Origin of the sequence: Rodentibacter mrazii, from assembly GCF_001998825.1 — a bacterium.
GTDB lineage: Bacteria > Pseudomonadota > Gammaproteobacteria > Enterobacterales > Pasteurellaceae > Rodentibacter > Rodentibacter mrazii.
In genome coordinates, this window is sequence record NZ_MLHG01000024.1 from 1 (window position 1) to 17,425 (window position 17,425).

At 41.3% G+C, this 17,425-nt stretch carries 10 protein-coding genes and 1 pseudogene; 6 read left to right on the top strand and 5 right to left on the bottom strand.

Annotated features, from left to right (window positions below):
• Positions 1-630: 630 nt before the first annotated feature.
• Positions 631-1,027 (bottom strand): annotated as a pseudogene (locus BKK47_RS04570) (helix-turn-helix domain-containing protein).
• A 496-nt stretch (positions 1,028-1,523) separates the two neighbouring features.
• Here BKK47_RS04570 and BKK47_RS04575 point away from each other — a divergent pair.
• The 3 genes from BKK47_RS04575 to BKK47_RS04585 all read left to right on the top strand — a co-directional run bounded on the left by BKK47_RS04575 (position 1,524) and on the right by BKK47_RS04585 (position 9,534).
• Entirely contained in the window at positions 1,524-5,579 is a 4,056-nt protein-coding gene (locus tag BKK47_RS04575) for an ESPR-type extended signal peptide-containing protein (protein ID WP_077493732.1), read from the top strand.
• 83 nt (positions 5,580-5,662) lie between these two features.
• Positions 5,663-8,488 (top strand): YadA family autotransporter adhesin, encoded by a 2,826-nt coding sequence (locus BKK47_RS04580; RefSeq protein ID WP_077493723.1) that lies wholly within the window; start codon positions 5,663-5,665, stop codon positions 8,486-8,488.
• 329 nt (positions 8,489-8,817) lie between these two features.
• The gene (locus BKK47_RS04585) at positions 8,818-9,534 is read left to right on the top strand and encodes a 7-cyano-7-deazaguanine/7-aminomethyl-7-deazaguanine transporter (RefSeq protein WP_077493724.1); all 717 of its coding nucleotides are present in this window, start codon (positions 8,818-8,820) and stop codon (positions 9,532-9,534) included.
• 55 nt (positions 9,535-9,589) lie between these two features.
• On the opposite strand, the gene rdgC is transcribed toward BKK47_RS04585, so the two are convergent.
• Positions 9,590-10,498, bottom strand: a complete 909-nt coding sequence (gene rdgC / locus BKK47_RS04590) for a recombination-associated protein RdgC (protein ID WP_077493725.1) — start codon at positions 10,496-10,498, stop codon at positions 9,590-9,592.
• A 67-nt stretch (positions 10,499-10,565) separates the two neighbouring features.
• On the opposite strand from rdgC, the gene proC reads away from it, so the two are divergent.
• The 3 genes from proC to xerD are packed head-to-tail and all read left to right on the top strand — an operon-like array spanning position 10,566 to position 13,457.
• Positions 10,566-11,381: a pyrroline-5-carboxylate reductase gene (gene proC / locus BKK47_RS04595; RefSeq protein WP_077493726.1), complete on the top strand. Its 816-nt coding sequence runs from the start codon at positions 10,566-10,568 to the stop codon at positions 11,379-11,381.
• Positions 11,381-12,544, top strand: a complete 1,164-nt coding sequence (locus BKK47_RS04600; RefSeq protein WP_077493727.1) for a 3-phenylpropionate MFS transporter — start codon at positions 11,381-11,383, stop codon at positions 12,542-12,544. Before proC ends, BKK47_RS04600 begins: the two co-directional genes overlap by 1 nt.
• Before the next feature lie 19 nt (positions 12,545-12,563).
• A complete protein-coding gene (gene xerD, locus BKK47_RS04605) occupies positions 12,564-13,457 on the top strand; it encodes a site-specific tyrosine recombinase XerD (RefSeq protein ID WP_077493728.1) in 894 nt (297 codons plus the stop codon).
• A 72-nt stretch (positions 13,458-13,529) separates the two neighbouring features.
• Here xerD and BKK47_RS04610 read toward each other — a convergent pair whose 3' ends face one another.
• The 3 genes from BKK47_RS04610 to BKK47_RS04620 form a co-directional block, all read right to left on the bottom strand.
• Entirely contained in the window at positions 13,530-14,660 is a 1,131-nt protein-coding gene (locus BKK47_RS04610) for a glycerate kinase (protein ID WP_077493729.1), read from the bottom strand.
• A gap of 14 nt (positions 14,661-14,674) precedes the next feature.
• Positions 14,675-15,937: a GntP family permease gene (locus BKK47_RS04615; protein ID WP_077493730.1), complete on the bottom strand. Its 1,263-nt coding sequence runs from the start codon at positions 15,935-15,937 to the stop codon at positions 14,675-14,677.
• 141 nt (positions 15,938-16,078) lie between these two features.
• Entirely contained in the window at positions 16,079-17,164 is a 1,086-nt protein-coding gene (locus tag BKK47_RS04620) for a CdaR family transcriptional regulator (RefSeq protein ID WP_077493731.1), read from the bottom strand.
• Between the last annotated feature and the right edge of the window lie 261 nt (positions 17,165-17,425).

The following is a 17,425-nucleotide window of genomic DNA, read 5'->3' on the forward strand; positions in this document are numbered from 1 at the left end:
AAATAAAAGTGCGGTCATTTTTTATCGTATTTTGACACTTCCACGTTATTATGTAGTAGTTGCACAAAGCCCTAATAACATGGAAACGCTACAATCTCCATTGAATTAACTATTTAGTAGAAAATTTTATTATGTATGTCGAAACCTACCGTATTTTGAAAATATTAGAGCTGTTTAAGTAAGTACTATCGTTTCTTACAAGTTGAAGGAACTAGTCGAAAGTTTTTAAATACACAGGTTATCTATTTGCGACATCTTCTTGAGGACATATCGATCCTAACTTTGATTTTAAAGCGATTAGAAAAGATTATGATGCAGCACAAATAGACAACGGGAAATGAACTGCATAAACTATATAATCAAGAAATAATTGAATAAAAAGAAAAAATCTGCATTACAAGATTAAGAAAAGGGGAATATTTGATAAATCGAATCGGACTTTAAAACGGTTCGAGTAGGAATGATAGGCAGAAGATAAACTAGAGATGACAAGTTATAACAACAGCGAGTGCTTTCCGTTTAGAATATGAACATCAAATTCAGCCTAAACAAAATAAAGAAAACACTCATATTTTATTCTAATAACACTCTTAAAGACTGCTTTAATCAATTTATCTATAGAAGATCAAATTATGATTGTTTATCTTGTTTTAATAGAGAAACCATCTCTTTAAGAAGTTGGATCTCATTATCCTTCTGCTCTAATAGCTGTTGATTGTACGATAACGATAATTTTAGCCTCTCATTTTCAATCATTAAAGCTTCATTATCACCGTAATAATTCGTACTCAAATATGAGTTCTCGTTTATCTGAAAACAAATATTTTTTACCATCAAACTGCATTAGCTCTACTATATCAATACCAAACACATGGGCGATTTGTTCAAGCTTATACAAATAAATTTTACTCTCTCCACGCTCAATTTTCGCATAGCCATTTAGCGACATATTTAGTTTTTCTGCCATTTGCTCCTGAGACCATTTCTTTGCTTCTCGGATTTTTCGAATCTTCTCGTTTACACTCATTTTCTTTGTTTGTCGTTGAAACACCCACTAATAGTATGGGCAATAACCACCTGCAGTAGCTACATTATGCCAATTCTATTTCGTATCATATTTGCTATTGGTATCAAAATCAAAAGGACTACGTGATGAAAAACATACTTTATTGACACTTTTAGGCTTAATACTTTCAACGGGCACATTTGCCGTGTCAATGTTTTTGTTCCCAATACAGTTGTGGAGTTTGGATTAAGACAGATAAAGCAAGTGGCAACATGGAAAAGATGCATAGCAAGTTATCTAAGGCAATCATGGATAGATACACTGTTCCCACAAGCTCCTTGTTGTAAGAGCCCTTAAAATCGGTTGGATTATAACACTGTGGAAGGTTGAGTGGAAGATATCATTAATTTTCACTCGGTGTCGGATGAGGCTTTTACACCAACGTGAGGAAGTCACATATAAATTACTTTCCAAAGTAAAGAAAAGTTACAATATTACATTAAATAGGTGAACATTTATGAATAAAATTTTCCGAGTCATTTGGAATCACGCTACACAATCTTGGATAGCTGTGTCTGAATTAAGTAAGACTAAGGGAAAATCAAAATCCTCTTCCGGAAAAAAAATTTCCCTTTTAGCTATTTCTTTGACAACAGCAGGTGCAACGTTATTAGGGAGTACGGCTCAGGCTGCAATATCTGGTGATGCTGTGATATGGGGTTCTAACTCAGCAGGCACAAAAGCACCAGAAATCGTGGTGCAAAAAGATCCATTTGGTAACCCAATGGGGGAATATTCAATAGGCATTGCACCAGGGCAAGTAAAATTCCTTGGTGAGGGTAAGGATAAAGAGGTTAATGTAACTAATGCAACTAAGCCGCTCTATGTTTACGATAGTAACACCGGTGCATTATTAGATTATGTCCCTATAGGGGGATCATTATCAAAAACCTATAACACAGAGGTAACCAGACTTGAATATAGTGGCGAGTGGGTTGCGAGACCAACTGGGCGTTATAGTATCTCAATAGGTCAAAGTTCAGAGGCTGGTTCAATGCAGTCTGTTACATTAGGGCGTTTCTCAAAGGTTGATAATGCAAGTTTAGAAGGTTACGTTATTGGTTCTCAATCTAATGTGACGAAATCAGAGCAAGGTGTTCAGGTCGGTTCGCGTAGTAATGTAAATGCGAGTGCTCGTGGTATTTTGGTGGGGAATCGCGGTAATGTAACTAACAGTGATTATGAAAGTGCCATAGGATCTTATGGTGTAAATGTAACAAATAGTGGTTATAGTTCAAGTGTTGGTACAAATACGATTACTAATCAGAGTTATGGTGCAATAAATATTGGTCCTCATGGGAAAGTTGATAATTCTCAACTTGCTACTAATGTAGGTCCTTGGTCTGAAATAAATCGCTCAGAACAGGCGATTGCAGTGGGACGTAATGCCAAAGCTTTAGATAGTGTTGCTTCTACGGTCGTTGGTACATATGCAAAAGCAAATGTTAGTAACAATTCTGTTGCAGTGGGACGTAATGCTAATGTAGATAATAGCGAATTCGGTGTCACAGTTGGTCCATATACGAATATTTTAGGTTCACAACAGGCAACAGCTTTAGGACGTAATGCTAAGGTAGATAGCAGTCGATCCGGTGTGGCTTTAGGTACATTTGCTGTAGTTAATGGCTCCGTTTCAGCGACAGCGGTTGGACCTGGTGCAAACGTTCTAAATAGTGAAGGTGGATTTTCTGGTGGTCGTAATTCGAAAGTAGAAAACAGTAAAGACGGAACCGCTCTTGGTGTGGGAGCTACTATATCAGGAGCAGCAAATGCTACAGCTCTAGGGGCTCGTGCAAATGCTACCTTAGCTGACTCTGTAGCACTTGGTGCTGATGCGATAACGTCCGCAGCGACACCAACAAATAGTGCCAGTGTAAATGGGATAAATTACAGTGGCTTTGCAGGTGTGAATAATGATACTAACTATGTCGTCTCTGTGGGTAAGAATGGGGGAGAACGACAAGTTCAAAATGTTGCTGCGGGTCGTATTACTGAAAATTCAACAGATGCTATTAATGGTAGCCAGTTATATCACGTTTTGGCAACAGGGAGCTGGACGATAGGTGATCAAACAGATCACTCGGGCAATGGTGTAAATAATGTTCGCTTTGGGGATCGTGTTGATTTTATAGGTAGTGGTGCAACCACAGTTAATGTGAGCAAGACAGCTGATAATAAAACGTTAGTAAATATTTCAAGCCCGGTTTATACAGCCGGTAATAATATTAACCTTACGACTAACAGCGATGGTTCAATTACAATTAGTTCATTGGATTCAAATACATTATCTAACTTAACCAGCCATTTACCGGATACAAGCAAAGTGGCTAACCCGAATGGTAGCGATGTTAACAAACAAGATGCCCCGACTACTTTAACTGACGACAATCGTAAAGAAGCAGCGACAGTGCAAGATGTCTTAAATACAGGTTGGAACCTCCAAGGTAATGGAGTGGAGAAAGACTTTGTTGCTGCATACGATACGGTGAATTTTGCTAACGGTACGGCGACAGATGTTGTTGATAATAAAGACGGTAAGCTATCAAATATCACGTTTAACGTGAAATACGATAACGCAACCATCGTATTAGATGAGAACGGTCGATTAAAAGCGAATGTAAGCAATATCATTAACGGCGATAACACAACGACAACAGCCAACAACGGTACAGTAAGTGTGAAAACCGGTGATGTCACAGCAAACACCACCACGGGTAAAGCGGACTTCAATACAACTAACGGTACAATTGCGAAAGTAGAAGATGTTGCAGGTGCAATCAATGGCAGCGGTTGGAAAACTACCCCAACAAAAGTATTTGATAAAGACGGAAATGAAGTTAACAACCCTACAGACCAACTCATCAATCCAGGTGACCAAGTAAATTACGTAAACGGTAATGGTACGAAAGCGAATGTAACTGTGACGCAAGGTCAAGATGGCAAAGATACGGTAAACGTAAGCTACGACATCAAACCGGCGGATGAGACAATTGCGGTAACATCGGAAGGCGTGAAAGCAAACACTACAACGGGTTCGGTAAATGACAATGGTACAGTGACAGTTGAGAAACCTAACTTGTTATTAAACCCAAGTGAAGTGGCAAACTTGGTGAACAATGCGTCATTTAATGTCACAACAGCGAAAAATGATGAGCAAGTCACAAGCGGTGGACATAATAGCAAACCAGTAAAAGCAGGTGATACGGTTACCTATAAAGCGGGTAAAAACCTAGAGATTAACCAGGATGGTCATAACATCACTTACGGTTTAAGTGAAAACATCACAGTGAACCACGCAAATACAACGACATTAACGGTAGGTAATGTATCGAATCCGACAGCACCAAAAGTAAACTTTAATGCGGAAGCGGCGAAACCAGCAACGAATAACAATGCCACCAATCAACCTGAGTTTGCGTTGAATATCACAACCAGTGATAAACCAACTCAAATCACAGGCGTAGGTTCAGTCTTGAATGTCAGTGATGTACCAACCCACACTGGTGATGAGAAAGATGTATCAGGTAATATTACGAAAGCAGGTACAACAGGTAACGACAAGTTAGTTAATCTTACTAACCTACCGGATAATACTCTCAATTCAGCGGCAACGGTGCGCGACTTAACCAATTTAGGTTGGGTGGTGAATGCGTCTGACAACAACTACACCAACACCGTGAAAAATGCGAACAAAGTTGACTTTATGGGTGGCGATGCAATTACGGTAAGTGGTTCAAATGATGGAGATATTCGCAAAATTACCGTAACAGCGAAATACGATAACGCAACCATCGTATTAGATGAGAACGGTCGATTAAAAGCGAATGTAAGCAATATCATTAACGGCGATAACACAACGACAACAGCCAACAACGGGACAGTAAGTGTGAAAACCGGTGATGTCACAGCAAACACTACCACAGGTAAAGCGGACTTCAATACTACTAACGGTACGATTGCGAAAGTCGAAGATGTTGCTAATGCAATCAATGGCAGTGGTTGGAAAACGAACGCGAAAGATGCAAATGGTAACGATGTAACAGATGTATTAGTGAACCCAGGCGACACGGTTAACTATGTCGATGGTAATGGCACAAAAGCAAATGTCACAGTAACTAAGGGTGAAAACGGTAATCCGGATACCTTCAATGTGACTTACGATGTGAATACGACCAACGCAGTTGCAAATACCACAACAGGTAAAGCGGAATTACCGGATGCAACGAAAGGTGGTGATACGTTAAATGCAACCACAATCACTAACTTAGTGAATAACGTATTCCACACAGTGAATGCAACAAACAAAGATGAGCAAATTGAAGCAGCTAACGGCACAACGATGGTAAAAGCGGGTGATACGCTTGATTTTGTTGCGGGTAAAAACTTAGTGGTTAACCAAACAGGCAAAACGATTGCGTTTGGCTTATCTAGAGATATTGACGTAGGTAATATCACAGCGGGTAATGTCACTGTGGGTAACATACTATTACTAACGGCACGATTAGCGGTTTAAACCCTAATTTACCGAACACGAATAACAATGATGAGTACAAAGTTGGTGATGAGATTACTAAATCACAAACGTTACCGTCAAACTTGAACATTACGAACGCAGCGACAGTAGGCGATATCCTGAATTCAGGTTGGAACTTACAAAATAATGGTCAAGCACGTGATTTTGTGAAACCGTATGACTCAGTAAACTTTGTGAATGGTACAGCGACCACAGCAATTGTTGAGACTGAAGCAAACGGTACGGTAAGCAACGTGACGTACAATGTGAACGTAGACGACAGTACCATTAAAGTAGTTGACGGTAAATTAGTTGCAAATGCAACTAACATTGTTAATCAAGTAACAGGTAACTCGACCGTAACTGACGGTAAAGCAAATGCGACCACTGTAGATCAAGCGGGTAACCAAGTTGATAACAGTAATAAAATTGCAACCGTAGGTGATATTGTTAATACTATCAATAATGTACATTGGAATGCGACTGCAGGTAATGTAACTGGTACAAATGGTGAGTTTAGCAGTACTGGCTCAGAGCCAATCAAAGCTGGTGATACAGTGGTTTACAACGCAGGTAAAAATATTAAAATTGAACAAAATGGTAAAACCTTTAATATTTCGACCACGGATAATGTAACGTTTACTCATACAAACACGACAACATTAACGGTAGGTAATGTTTCTGATCCAAATCACTCAACGAATATCACATCAGGTCCTAAAGGCTTAAATGTGAATGGTGATAAGATTACAGGTGTCGCAAATGGTATCCAGTTGTATAGCGTGGGTGATTCAATTAAAAACATTTTTGGTGGTAATACAACGTTTAATACAACAACAGGTAAAGTTGAAGGATTTGAGCGTGTATTAAATACTACAGGTTTAGCACCTAGTGAGAACTATACAATACCAGCAGCATCGGCAACTAACATCACGGAAGCGTTTGAGCAATTAAACAATTATGTAAATGCAGGTTGGAAACTAGGTAATGCAAGTGGTGCTGTGGTTGAACGTATTTCACCTGATGAGCAAGTAAACTTTGTAGATTCTAATACGATCACATCAACGGTTGTTGCGAATGACAAAGGTGGTGCGAATATCTCATTTAATGTGAATGCGACCGCAGTAGCAAATAATGCAACAGGTAATGTGTCTGCGAACAGTACAACCGGTAAAGCAGAGTTCGATAACCACAACAATACTAAACCACTTGCAACAGTAGAAGATGTTGCCAAAACTGTTAATAACACAGGTTGGTTCATGAATACGACCGATGGTGAGAAAGCACTGGTAAATCCAGGTGATACAGTTAACTACGTTGATGGCAATGGTACGAAAGCGAAGGTAACGGTTACAAAAGGTGAAAATGGTCAACCGGATACCTTCAATGTAACTTATGACATCAAATCGGCGGATAACACCATTGCGGTAACACCGAAAGGCGTGAAAGTGAACACCACAACGGGGGCGGTAAATGACAATGGTACGGTGAAAGTTACACAACCTGACCTGTTATTAAACGCAAGTGAAGTGGCAAACTTAGTGAACAATGCGTCATTTAAAGCAACGATTGGCAGAGATGATACAGACTTTGTCGATCAAGTCGGTAAAGATAACTATAAAGTGAAAGCTGGTGATACTATCACATTCAATGCGGGTAAAAACCTTCGTGTGAAACAAGAGAACGGCACATTCACTTATGCGTTAGATAACAACATTACGGTGAACCACGCAAATGCAACGGCATTAACTGTAGGCAATGTATCGAACCCAACAGCACCGAAAGTAGATTTCAATGCTGAAGAGGCGAAACCGGCAACTAACAACCAAGAGGCTCCGAAAAATGCGCTGAATATCACGACAGATGGTAAACCAACGCAAATCACAGGCGTAGGCTCTACACTGAATACGACAAATGTTGTAACTAACCCGGATGGTAATGCATCAACACCGGTTGAAAATAAAACATTAGTTGACTTAACTAATGCAACAACACCAGATTCAGCAGCAACAGTGCGTGACCTACAAAACATGGGGTGGGTTGTTGAAACAAGCGGTAACGGTTACGTTGATACGGTGAAAAATGCAAATCATGTGAAATTCAGTGGTGATGGTGCCGTTACAGTAACGGGTTCAACAGATGCTAACGGTACACGTAATATTACGGTGAGAGTTGATGCAACTCAGATGGCAAATAACGCAGCCGGTAATGTGTATGCGAATACGACAACCGGTAAAGCTGAATTTAACAATGCAAACGGTTCGAAACCGCTTGCAACTATTGAAGATGTTGCAAGTGCAATTAACGGTTCCGGTTGGGAGCTAAACTCTGCCAGTGTTGGTGGTGAAGTTATCGGTGATACAGCACCTACTCGTGTAAATCCTGGTAGCAAGGTAAATATCAATGCAGGTAAAAACGTTGTGATTACACGTTCCGGAAAAGATATTACTATTGCGACATCAGCGAAACCTGTATTTGAAAATGTTCAGGTTGGCGGGGACAAAGATCCAATCGTTGGTGGGGATGCAAACGGCGATGTGAAAGTGTCTAAAGCAGATGGTTCACCAACAAAAGTAACAAATGTTGCAGCCGGTACTGCAAGTACTGATGCAGTCAATGTCGGTCAGTTGAAAGGCACTGTTGGCAACATAAACAACCGTATGAATAAGATGAACAAAGATCTCCGTGGTGGTATCGCGGGAGCGAATGCAGCAGCAGGCTTACCACAAGTTTACATTCCAGGTAAATCAATGGTAGCGGCATCCGCAGGTACTTTCAAAGGTCAAAGTGCAGTTGCAGTGGGTTACTCCCGTGTAAGTGATAATGGTAAACTTATCTTGAAATTACAAGGTAATGTAAATAGCCGTGGCGATCTTGGTGGCTCTGTTGGCGTAGGTTATCAATGGTAATCACTCCATAATTGACAATATAAAGGCTAACCCAAAAAGTTAGCCTTATTTTTTGAGGCTTTTACAAAGGGAAGAAAACAAGATTTCTTCACTTTTATGTAGCAAACTCACAAAAGCAGATATTTAAGAGAAATGTAAGAACGCGCTTTCAATAAAAGAAATAAAATTATTGCTATTCCCCTGACTACCAGCTAGCAGGCAGATCTATAAATTGAATCCCTCTTTTCCTATCTTTACTTGCAATCCCGCTAAATCTGAGTAAGATTCAAGCCCTAATTTTAACTCGGGTTCCCTCACCCCGAATTTCCAGTAAATTAAAAAGGTAAAACATGAAAATTCAACATTCTATTTTTAACGCGCAACAAAAGCGCAACGCCTTAATTTGGTTAAGTTTTTTCCATATTCTAATCATTGCTGCCAGCAATTATTTAGTGCAAATCCCCTTTGAAATAACCCTAAAACTGACCGCACTTGGTGCCGCAGAAGACTTTTCTTTTCACAGCACCTGGGGAACACTTACATTTCCCTTTATTTTTCTTGCCACTGATTTAACCGTACGTGTATTCGGTGCAAAAGAAGCCCGTTGGATTATTTTTATCGTGATGATTCCGGCGTTAATTGTGAGTTATGTCATCTCAGTGCTGTTTTCCGATTCCCAATATCAGGGTATAGGGGCGTTAAGAAATTTTGACATATTCGTCTTCCGTATTGCACTTGCCAGCTTTTTGGCTTATGTGGTAGGACAATTATTGGATGTGTCAGTATTCAACCGATTACGACGACTTAAAACATGGTGGATCGCCCCAAGCAGTTCTATGCTCTTTGGCTCTCTAGCCGACACTTTCGTATTTTTCGGCGTGGCATTTTACCAAAGCACGGACACATTCATGGCTGAACATTGGATGCAGCTTGGTTTTGTAGATTATTTGTTCAAACTATTTATTGGTATCTTGTTATTTGTGCCGGCTTATGGCGTAGTGCTAAGCTTTATTTTGCGTAAACTTCAAGTTTTAACTGCTCAAAACAAAGCCTCTCATTTAACCTAAAGTCAGAATAGGCAAGATCGAACAAAGTGCGGTCATTTTTAACCGCACTTTTCCGTTATAATTTCGCCTTTTCACCACCGAATTCGTCTAATAAATTTTCAGTGAGTTTGCTAAGAATGCCTGTCATCAAGACAAAATCCGCATCAAATCGTTGGGCGAAATCTTCTTGTAAAATATCGTCATTTTTTTCACGCACTGTATCGGCAAATTTTAAGCGTTTAAGAGTACAATCCTCATGAAAGACAAAGGTGAGAGTGTCTTCCCATTCCAATGCCAGTTTGCTCACGACTTTTTTGCCCTCTTGTAAAAGGGCTAGAATTTCATCGTTTTCAAGGGGTTGTTTTTTGCAACGAATCACACTATCTTCTTGGCTGCCACGCAGTTCGGCTTCTTCAAGGGCTATCAGCCAGTGTGGTAGGCTATCTTGTGTGATCCAATTTGTCATCACGATGCTAGGTTCATTAGCAAAGGCTAACGGCACAACAGGCAAAGAGCCAAGGGATTTTCGCAATAAGGCTAAAGCATCTTCCGCCCGTTTGCTTGAGGCGGAATCCACGTGAATCAGCTGATTTTCCGTATCAATCCATAAAGCGGTATGTTGATTTTTACTGAAAGCGCGTGGCAATAGATTCATCACCACATCATCTTTTAAGGTTTGTTTTTCCACCTTTTTCAATTTGCGGTTTTCTTTCTGTTCCAAACTTTCAATGCGCTCATCCAACTCACGTTTCACCACGTTTTCCGGTAGGATTTTTTCTTCCTTTTTTGCTACTAATAAAATGTGATTGCCCACGGAAAAATAGAGTAAATCCGAATCCCGCAACGGATACCCCCAGCCGAATTTACTTTGATCTTGTGCGCCACAAGGATGAAATTGACAGCTTTCAAGCTGTGTTTGAAGTTGATTGCGTTCCCATTCCAAAGGCTTGGTGAGCCTATAACTCATTAAATTTTTAAACCACATCGTACAGATCCTTCATAATCGGGTAAAATAGCCCATATTGTAGCCTATAAACTGATGGGAAAAAATGATGCAACAAAAATTAATCACCTTTATTGGCGGCGGAAATATGGCTCAGGCGATTGTGCTGGGTTTATTGAAACAAGGTTATCCGGCGACACAAATCATTGTAAATGACCCCAATGAAGAAAAACGGGCATATTTCGCCAAACTGGGCGTGCAAACGGCAGAAAATAATGTAGAAAGCGTAGCTCGTGCGGAAGTTGTTTTACTTGCCGTGAAACCACAAATGATGGCAGAAGTCTGTGCTCCACTAAGTGCGGTGGATTTTTCCGATAAATTACTGATTTCGATTGCCGCAGGTATTTCTACGCCCCGATTACAAGCCCTTATTCCTAGCACAAAATCCATCGTGCGAGTGATGCCTAATACTCCAGCATTAGTGGGGGAAGGGATGTCGGGATTATTTGCCCCTGAAAATACGGCGGAAACCGACCGCACTTTTGCCCAAGCCTTATTAAATGCAGTAGGCAAAACCCTGTGGGTGAAAGAGGAAAATCAAATGCATGCCGTTACCGCTGCCTCAGGTAGTAGTCCGGCGTATTTCTTTTTAACGTTGGAAGCCATGCAGCAAACATTGATTGAAATGAATATAGATGCTGACATTGCCCGTCAGTTTGTGCAACAAGCTATGCTGGGCGCGGCAAAAATGGTGGAGGAAAACCCGCAAATATCCCTTTCTACCTTAAGAGAAAATGTCACCTCAAAAGGGGGAACAACAGCCGCTGCATTAGATGTATTTAATCAGCGGCAATTTAATCAAACTGTGGCGGAAGCTATGCAAGCCTGTGTTGCACGCTCACAAGAAATGGAAACCTTATTCTAATGCAAATTCGTCCCTTTTACTGGCTCGCCCTGAGCTTTCTTGGCTACTATTGTGCTTATGGTGTCTTTTTGCCGTTTTTTCCTGCTTGGTTGAAATCACAACAATATGGTGAAGAAATGATTGGATTGGTCATTGGCAGTGCCTATATTTTTCGTTTTATTGGCGGATTATTTTTCTCCTCTTTAATTAAAAAAGCCGATCACATCATCAATTCTTTACGTTTACTGGCGTTAGCTTCAGCCATTATTATGGCGACAATGAGTTTGGTCGCCCACAATTTTTGGTTGCTGTTTTCCGCTATTGGGCTTTTTGCCATGGTTAATTCTGCCGGTATGCCCATTGGTGATTCGTTGGCTTCCACGTGGCAACGTCAAATTGGGTTGGATTACGGCAAGGTACGGTTAATCGGTTCTATCGCATTTATTTTAGGTGTGGTCGTTTTTGGTGGAATGATTGGTTGGCTGGGCGAACAAAATATTGTATGGATTTTAACCGCACTTTTGTTATTTTATGCCTTCATTCAATTGTTAACCCCAAGTATTCCTCCGAAAGACGAGTCTTTAGAAGAAGGAGTATCAAGCCAAATCAGCTTTTTAGCCCTATTAAAAAATCCAACTACTTTACGTATTATGCTTGCTGTGGGGCTAATACAGGGGGCTCACGCCGCGTATTATGTTTATAGCACGATCTATTGGACGAGCATCAACATTTCCGTACCACAAACCAGCTTGCTGTGGGGCATTGGCGTATTAGCAGAAATTTTGTTGTTCTTCTTTTCACGGCGCTTATTCCAAAATTGGTCGGTGAGCCGTATTTTCTTTCTCTCTGCTTTCGTGAGTATTTTACGTTGGGCAGGTTTGGCTTACGCAAACACCTTTTGGCAAATTTTACCGCTCCAACTGGCACACAGCCTCACCTATGCCGTTTGTCATTATGCCATTGTGCGTTATATCACCACACAACCACAAAATCATATTGCTAAATTACAAGGTTTGTACAATGGTTTATCAAATGGTGCACTTATCGCCCTTTTCACCGCAATTTCAGGTCTCATTTACCCGATTTCACCGACAATGACGTTCTTACTGATGAGCGGTATTGCCGCAGCATCATTTTTCATCATTCCACGCAAATTGGATGCCTTTTTGGTGAAGGCAAATTAATCATAGAGAGGATGACACAATGAAAAACACGGCATTAGTTGATTTATTCCTCAATGAATATTGGATCGAAAAAGGGCTTTCGGAAAACACGGTGCAATCTTACCGCTTAGATCTGACCGCGCTTTGCGATTGGTTAGATAAAAACAATCTTTCCTTGGAAACCTTAGATGCGGTGGATTTACAAGGCTTTCTTGGGGAGAGGGTGGAACAGGGCTATAAAGCGACGAGTATCGCTCGAATGCTCAGTGCAATGCGGAAATTATTTCAATATCTATACCGTGAAAAATATCGTACTGATGATCCCAGTGCTATTCTTAGCTCGCCCAAATTACCCAGCCGTTTGCCAAAATATTTAAGCGAGCAACAAGTCAGTGATTTATTGAATACGCCTGATGTGGATATTCCTTTGGAACTGCGTGATAAAGCCATGTTGGAATTGCTTTACGCTACGGGTTTGCGTGTTACGGAATTGGTTTCACTTACGATGGAAAATATGAGCGTGCAACAAGGCGTAGTGCGGGTGATTGGTAAAGGCAATAAGGAACGTATTGTACCCATGGGGGAAGAAGCGGCATATTGGATTCGTCAATTTATGCTTTATGGTCGCCCTGTGTTATTAAACAGACAAAGCTCGGATATTGTGTTTCCCAGCCAACGCGCCCAACAAATGACCCGCCAAACCTTTTGGCACCGAGTAAAACATTATGCGATTTTAGCCGATATTGATGGCGATATCCTATCTCCCCACGTGCTTCGCCACGCCTTCGCGACTCACTTAGTGAACCACGGCGCGGATTTACGGGTGGTACAAATGCTACTCGGACACAGCGATTTATCCACCACGCAAATTTATACCCACGTTGCAAAAGAACGATTGAAACGCTTGCATGAAAGGTTTCATCCGAGAGGTTAAAAAAGTGCGGTTAAAAATAACCGCACTTTTGCTACATAATACCCCAACATCACTATGGGACGTCTCACAAAACTACTTCAATGCCAGCACCCTCGCCACATTTTGTGCGGCAGAAATTAAGTTTTGTTCGCCTTGTTTGAGAATATCCTCTAACGTCCCTAATTGACGGATAATCGGGAACACCGCATCAATGCCATGAGCAAACACCACGTCATAGTCTTCACGCAGACAGCCGACAATAGCAATAACAGGTTTGTTAAATTGTTTTGCCGTGCGTGCGACACCAATTGGGGTTTTGCCCATAATACTTTGTGCATCCATTCGCCCTTCACCGGTAATCACATAATCCGCATCTTGCACATAGTGAGCGAGATTGAGTGTGTCTAATACAATTTGGACACCTGCTTTGAGTTGTGCATTTGGCAATAACAGCAAACCGCCACCCATTCCGCCTGCCGCCCCTGCACCTGCCTGTTCAGCAATATCCTTACCGCAATCCCGTTTAGCAATCTCTGCAAAGTGCGCTAATGCACGATCAAGTTGTTGCACCATCTCCGGTGTTGCCCCTTTTTGTGGACCAAAAATCGCCGAAGCACCACGTTCACCGCAAAGAGGGTTATTCACATCACAGGCCACCTCAATATGCACATTTTGCAAACGTGGATCTAACTCTTTCGCATCAATTCTGGCGAGGTTGATGAGTTGTGCACCACCAAATTCAATTTGTTTGCCTTGCGCATCTAAACACTGCATACCTAAGGCTTGTAACATTCCCACACCGCCATCGTTGGTGGCACTGCCGCCAATACCAAGAATGAATTTTTCCACACCGAGATCAAGGGCATATTTAATCAATTCTCCGGTACCATAGCTGGTGGTGATTAATGGGTTACGTTTTTCCGGTGGCACTAAATGCAACCCGGAAGCTGCCGCCATTTCAATAATGGCAGTTTTACCATCACCGGATAAGCCAAAGAAACTTTTGATTTTTTCCCCCAAGGGTGCGGTGACTTCAGCTTCGATAATTTTACCTTGTGTGGCATCCACTAAAGATTGGACGGTTCCCTCTCCACCGTCCGCCATAGGCAATTTCACATATTCCGCATCAGGAAAAACACGTTTAAAGCCGATTTCAATGGCGGTTGCCACTTCAAGTGCAGTTAAACTCTCTTTAAAAGAATCGGGGGCAATCACAATTTTCATTTTGAACTCCTTGATTAGAATAAGTTAAATACACCGAAAATTAAGGTTGAAACAATGGTCATAATCAAACCGACCGCACTTTCGTAAGGAATAAGTTTTAAACGCTCTTTCATTTCCATATTCACACTGCCGCCGGTGGCGTGGAAAAAAGAGCCGTGAGGCATATGATCAAACACTGTTGCCCCGGCATGAATCATCGCTGCACCGGCAAGGCTACTCACGCCAAGTTCCAATAAGGTACTGCTGAAGACATTAGAGGCAACCGCTGTCCCTGCGGTAGTAGAAGCAGTGGCAAGCGACATTAATGCCCCTGAAATCGGTGCAAGAATGTAGGAAGGCAAGCCGGAATGTTCCAATCCTTGAATCAACACATCTTTCAAACCGGAATTGGCAATAATGCCTGCTAATGCGCCCGTGCCAAGTAACATAATCGCCACCGGAGCCATTTTACCTAAACCGCTAATGGCATAGCTGTTCGCTTGGCGCAATTTTCCCATACAAAGCGCACCGATTAAGCCACCTAGCGGCAAGGCGATAAGGGGATCCACTTTAATATCAAACAAAGGACGAAGGGCAAGTAATAAAATCGCCACCAACGGTGCGACAAGTGCGGTAGAAAATGAAGGAAGATTTTGACTTTCAGCCATCACCACTTCTTGATCCGTCACTTTTGATCCTTTATTGATAAGTCGTTTTGCCAAGAAATAAGTGAGTATTAACCCAAATATTGCCGGAATAACGCCTGCCATCATCACAGAGGTCAGTGGTAAATGGAAAGTATCCGCCGCCGCAATGGCATTGGGGTTTGGTGACATAATATTGCCCGCTTTCCCCCCACCAATCATCGCCAATAAAATCGCTGCTTTGGATAAATCGGTACGGCGAGCCAAAGCTAAGGCGATCGGCGAAACGGTAATCACCGCTACATCCACAAATACCCCGACTGCCGTTAAAATCATTGTGGCTAATGCCAACGCCAATAAGGCACGGGTTTCACCGAGTTTATTGGTAATGCTCTCTGCAATACTATTTGCCGCACCGGATTCAATCAATACACCGGCTAACACACCGGCAGCCAAAATACGCATTACGGCAGTGGTGATCCCTTGTGCGCCACCGATCATTAAGGTCACAGTTTGCGATAAATCCACACCGCCAACCAAGCCTCCCACCAATGCCCCCACTAACATTCCATAAGCAGGCGGTACTTTTTTCAAAATCAGAAAAATGGCGACGACTAATGCCACCAATGCCCCAAAAGCAGATACGGTTGTCATAGTTTCTCTCCTCCTAAATGATAAGATCGGAAAGATTATTTCTTGTTTAACAAAAAATTGCTTTATTCATATGAACAAAAAAGTGCGGTCAAATCTGCCGTACTTTGTGATTTTAAACAAATCAATATTCTAGCAATGCCTCTAAATAAAGGTCAATACATCATCTATCTTATTGAAAGATAAATCGGTTATTTGCTCAATTTTAGAAAGTCGGTAACGTAGGGTATTGGGATGAATGAATAATTTTTCGGCAGCGAGATGAAGCTCACAATTTGCCCAGAAGTATTGTTGTAACGTTTTATAAAGCATGGCGTTTTCCTCGGCAAATAAAGGAGCAACCGGTTTTAACAGTTCCTTACCTTGCCAAGAAGAGGATAAATCGGTCAATAATACCGGCAAACGATATTCCTCAAAGCGATAAAGATTTTTTCTCGGATGATGCTTCATACCGTAAGCTAAAGTACTTTGTGCGCTTTGAAAAGAAAGGGGAAGTTGCTCAGATAAAGGCATATTCAAACTTGCGCCTACGGCAATTTTGTAGTCCTGTTTTGTGTAATCTACCGGTAGTAAGGTTTTTATTTGTTGAGAAAGTGCGGTTGAAATCGACAGCGTTTTTAACACGACAACCTGATCAAGTGATAAAATCGCCACATCTTGTGCAAATTCGGGTTGTTCTAAATAATTGATCAAATGCTGTAATGAATCAGGATTCGAGTGTAGCAATTTGATCAAAATCACCACACGGGATTGAGTTAAGTCAAAAGCAAAAAATTTAGCTTGTTGTTCAATTTCTTGCCAACTCAAATTGCCATGCAATAACTGTAAAATAAACTCTTCTTTATACCGATGCCGCCATCTTTCTTGCTCCAATAATGCATGCTGTTCCACAATCAATTCCGCTGTCATTTTTACCAATTCCGCATATTGTTTCACTTGCATAGGCTCACCGGAAATCCCCACTACGCCAATTGCTTTTCCCAAATAATGAATGGGAAGATTAATCCCCGGCTGGGCTTCAAAATTCCATTTTTGTGCTAAGTGTAGATCCACTTCCACCATCCGATTTTCCCTCAATGCCAATACTGCACCGGTATGTCGTTGCGACAAACGTTCAGGATTACCGGAGGCAATAATCACGCCATCGTCATTCATCACGTTCACGGAATAGTGAATAATTTGCATCGCACGTTTAACGATTTTTTGCGCAATAGTTGTATCAAGTTTCATATTGATTTTCTTAAAGGAGAGATTGATATACGGTATAACCAACAAGGTTATTCGTCAATGAACTTTTAGGTGAACAAAATGAGGTGGGGGATCATAAGTGCGGTCAAAAATTCATTCAATTTTATGACCGCACTTTTATTTTTAACTAAAAACCACCTTCTATGAAGGTGGTTATCGCCTTAAAAGGCTTTGCCTGAATAAATCGACTCATAGAAAATCCTTGTGGAAGTTATCCCCATAGCCAACATAAGGAAAAAACTA

Excerpts from the sequence above, each read along its gene's own strand:
- BKK47_RS04575 (WP_077493732.1), top strand. The coding sequence starts at position 1,524 with ATGAATAAAATTTTCCGAGTCATTTGGAATCACGCTACACAATCTTGG.
- BKK47_RS04585 (WP_077493724.1), top strand. The coding sequence starts at position 8,818 with ATGAAAATTCAACATTCTATTTTTAACGCGCAACAAAAGCGCAACGCC.
- rdgC (WP_077493725.1), bottom strand. The coding sequence starts at position 10,498 with ATGTGGTTTAAAAATTTAATGAGTTATAGGCTCACCAAGCCTTTGGAA.
- proC (WP_077493726.1), top strand. The coding sequence starts at position 10,566 with ATGCAACAAAAATTAATCACCTTTATTGGCGGCGGAAATATGGCTCAG.
- BKK47_RS04600 (WP_077493727.1), top strand. The coding sequence starts at position 11,381 with ATGCAAATTCGTCCCTTTTACTGGCTCGCCCTGAGCTTTCTTGGCTAC.
- xerD (WP_077493728.1), top strand. The coding sequence starts at position 12,564 with ATGAAAAACACGGCATTAGTTGATTTATTCCTCAATGAATATTGGATC.
- BKK47_RS04610 (WP_077493729.1), bottom strand. The coding sequence starts at position 14,660 with ATGAAAATTGTGATTGCCCCCGATTCTTTTAAAGAGAGTTTAACTGCA.
- BKK47_RS04615 (WP_077493730.1), bottom strand. The coding sequence starts at position 15,937 with ATGACAACCGTATCTGCTTTTGGGGCATTGGTGGCATTAGTCGTCGCC.
- BKK47_RS04620 (WP_077493731.1), bottom strand. The coding sequence starts at position 17,164 with ATGAAACTTGATACAACTATTGCGCAAAAAATCGTTAAACGTGCGATG.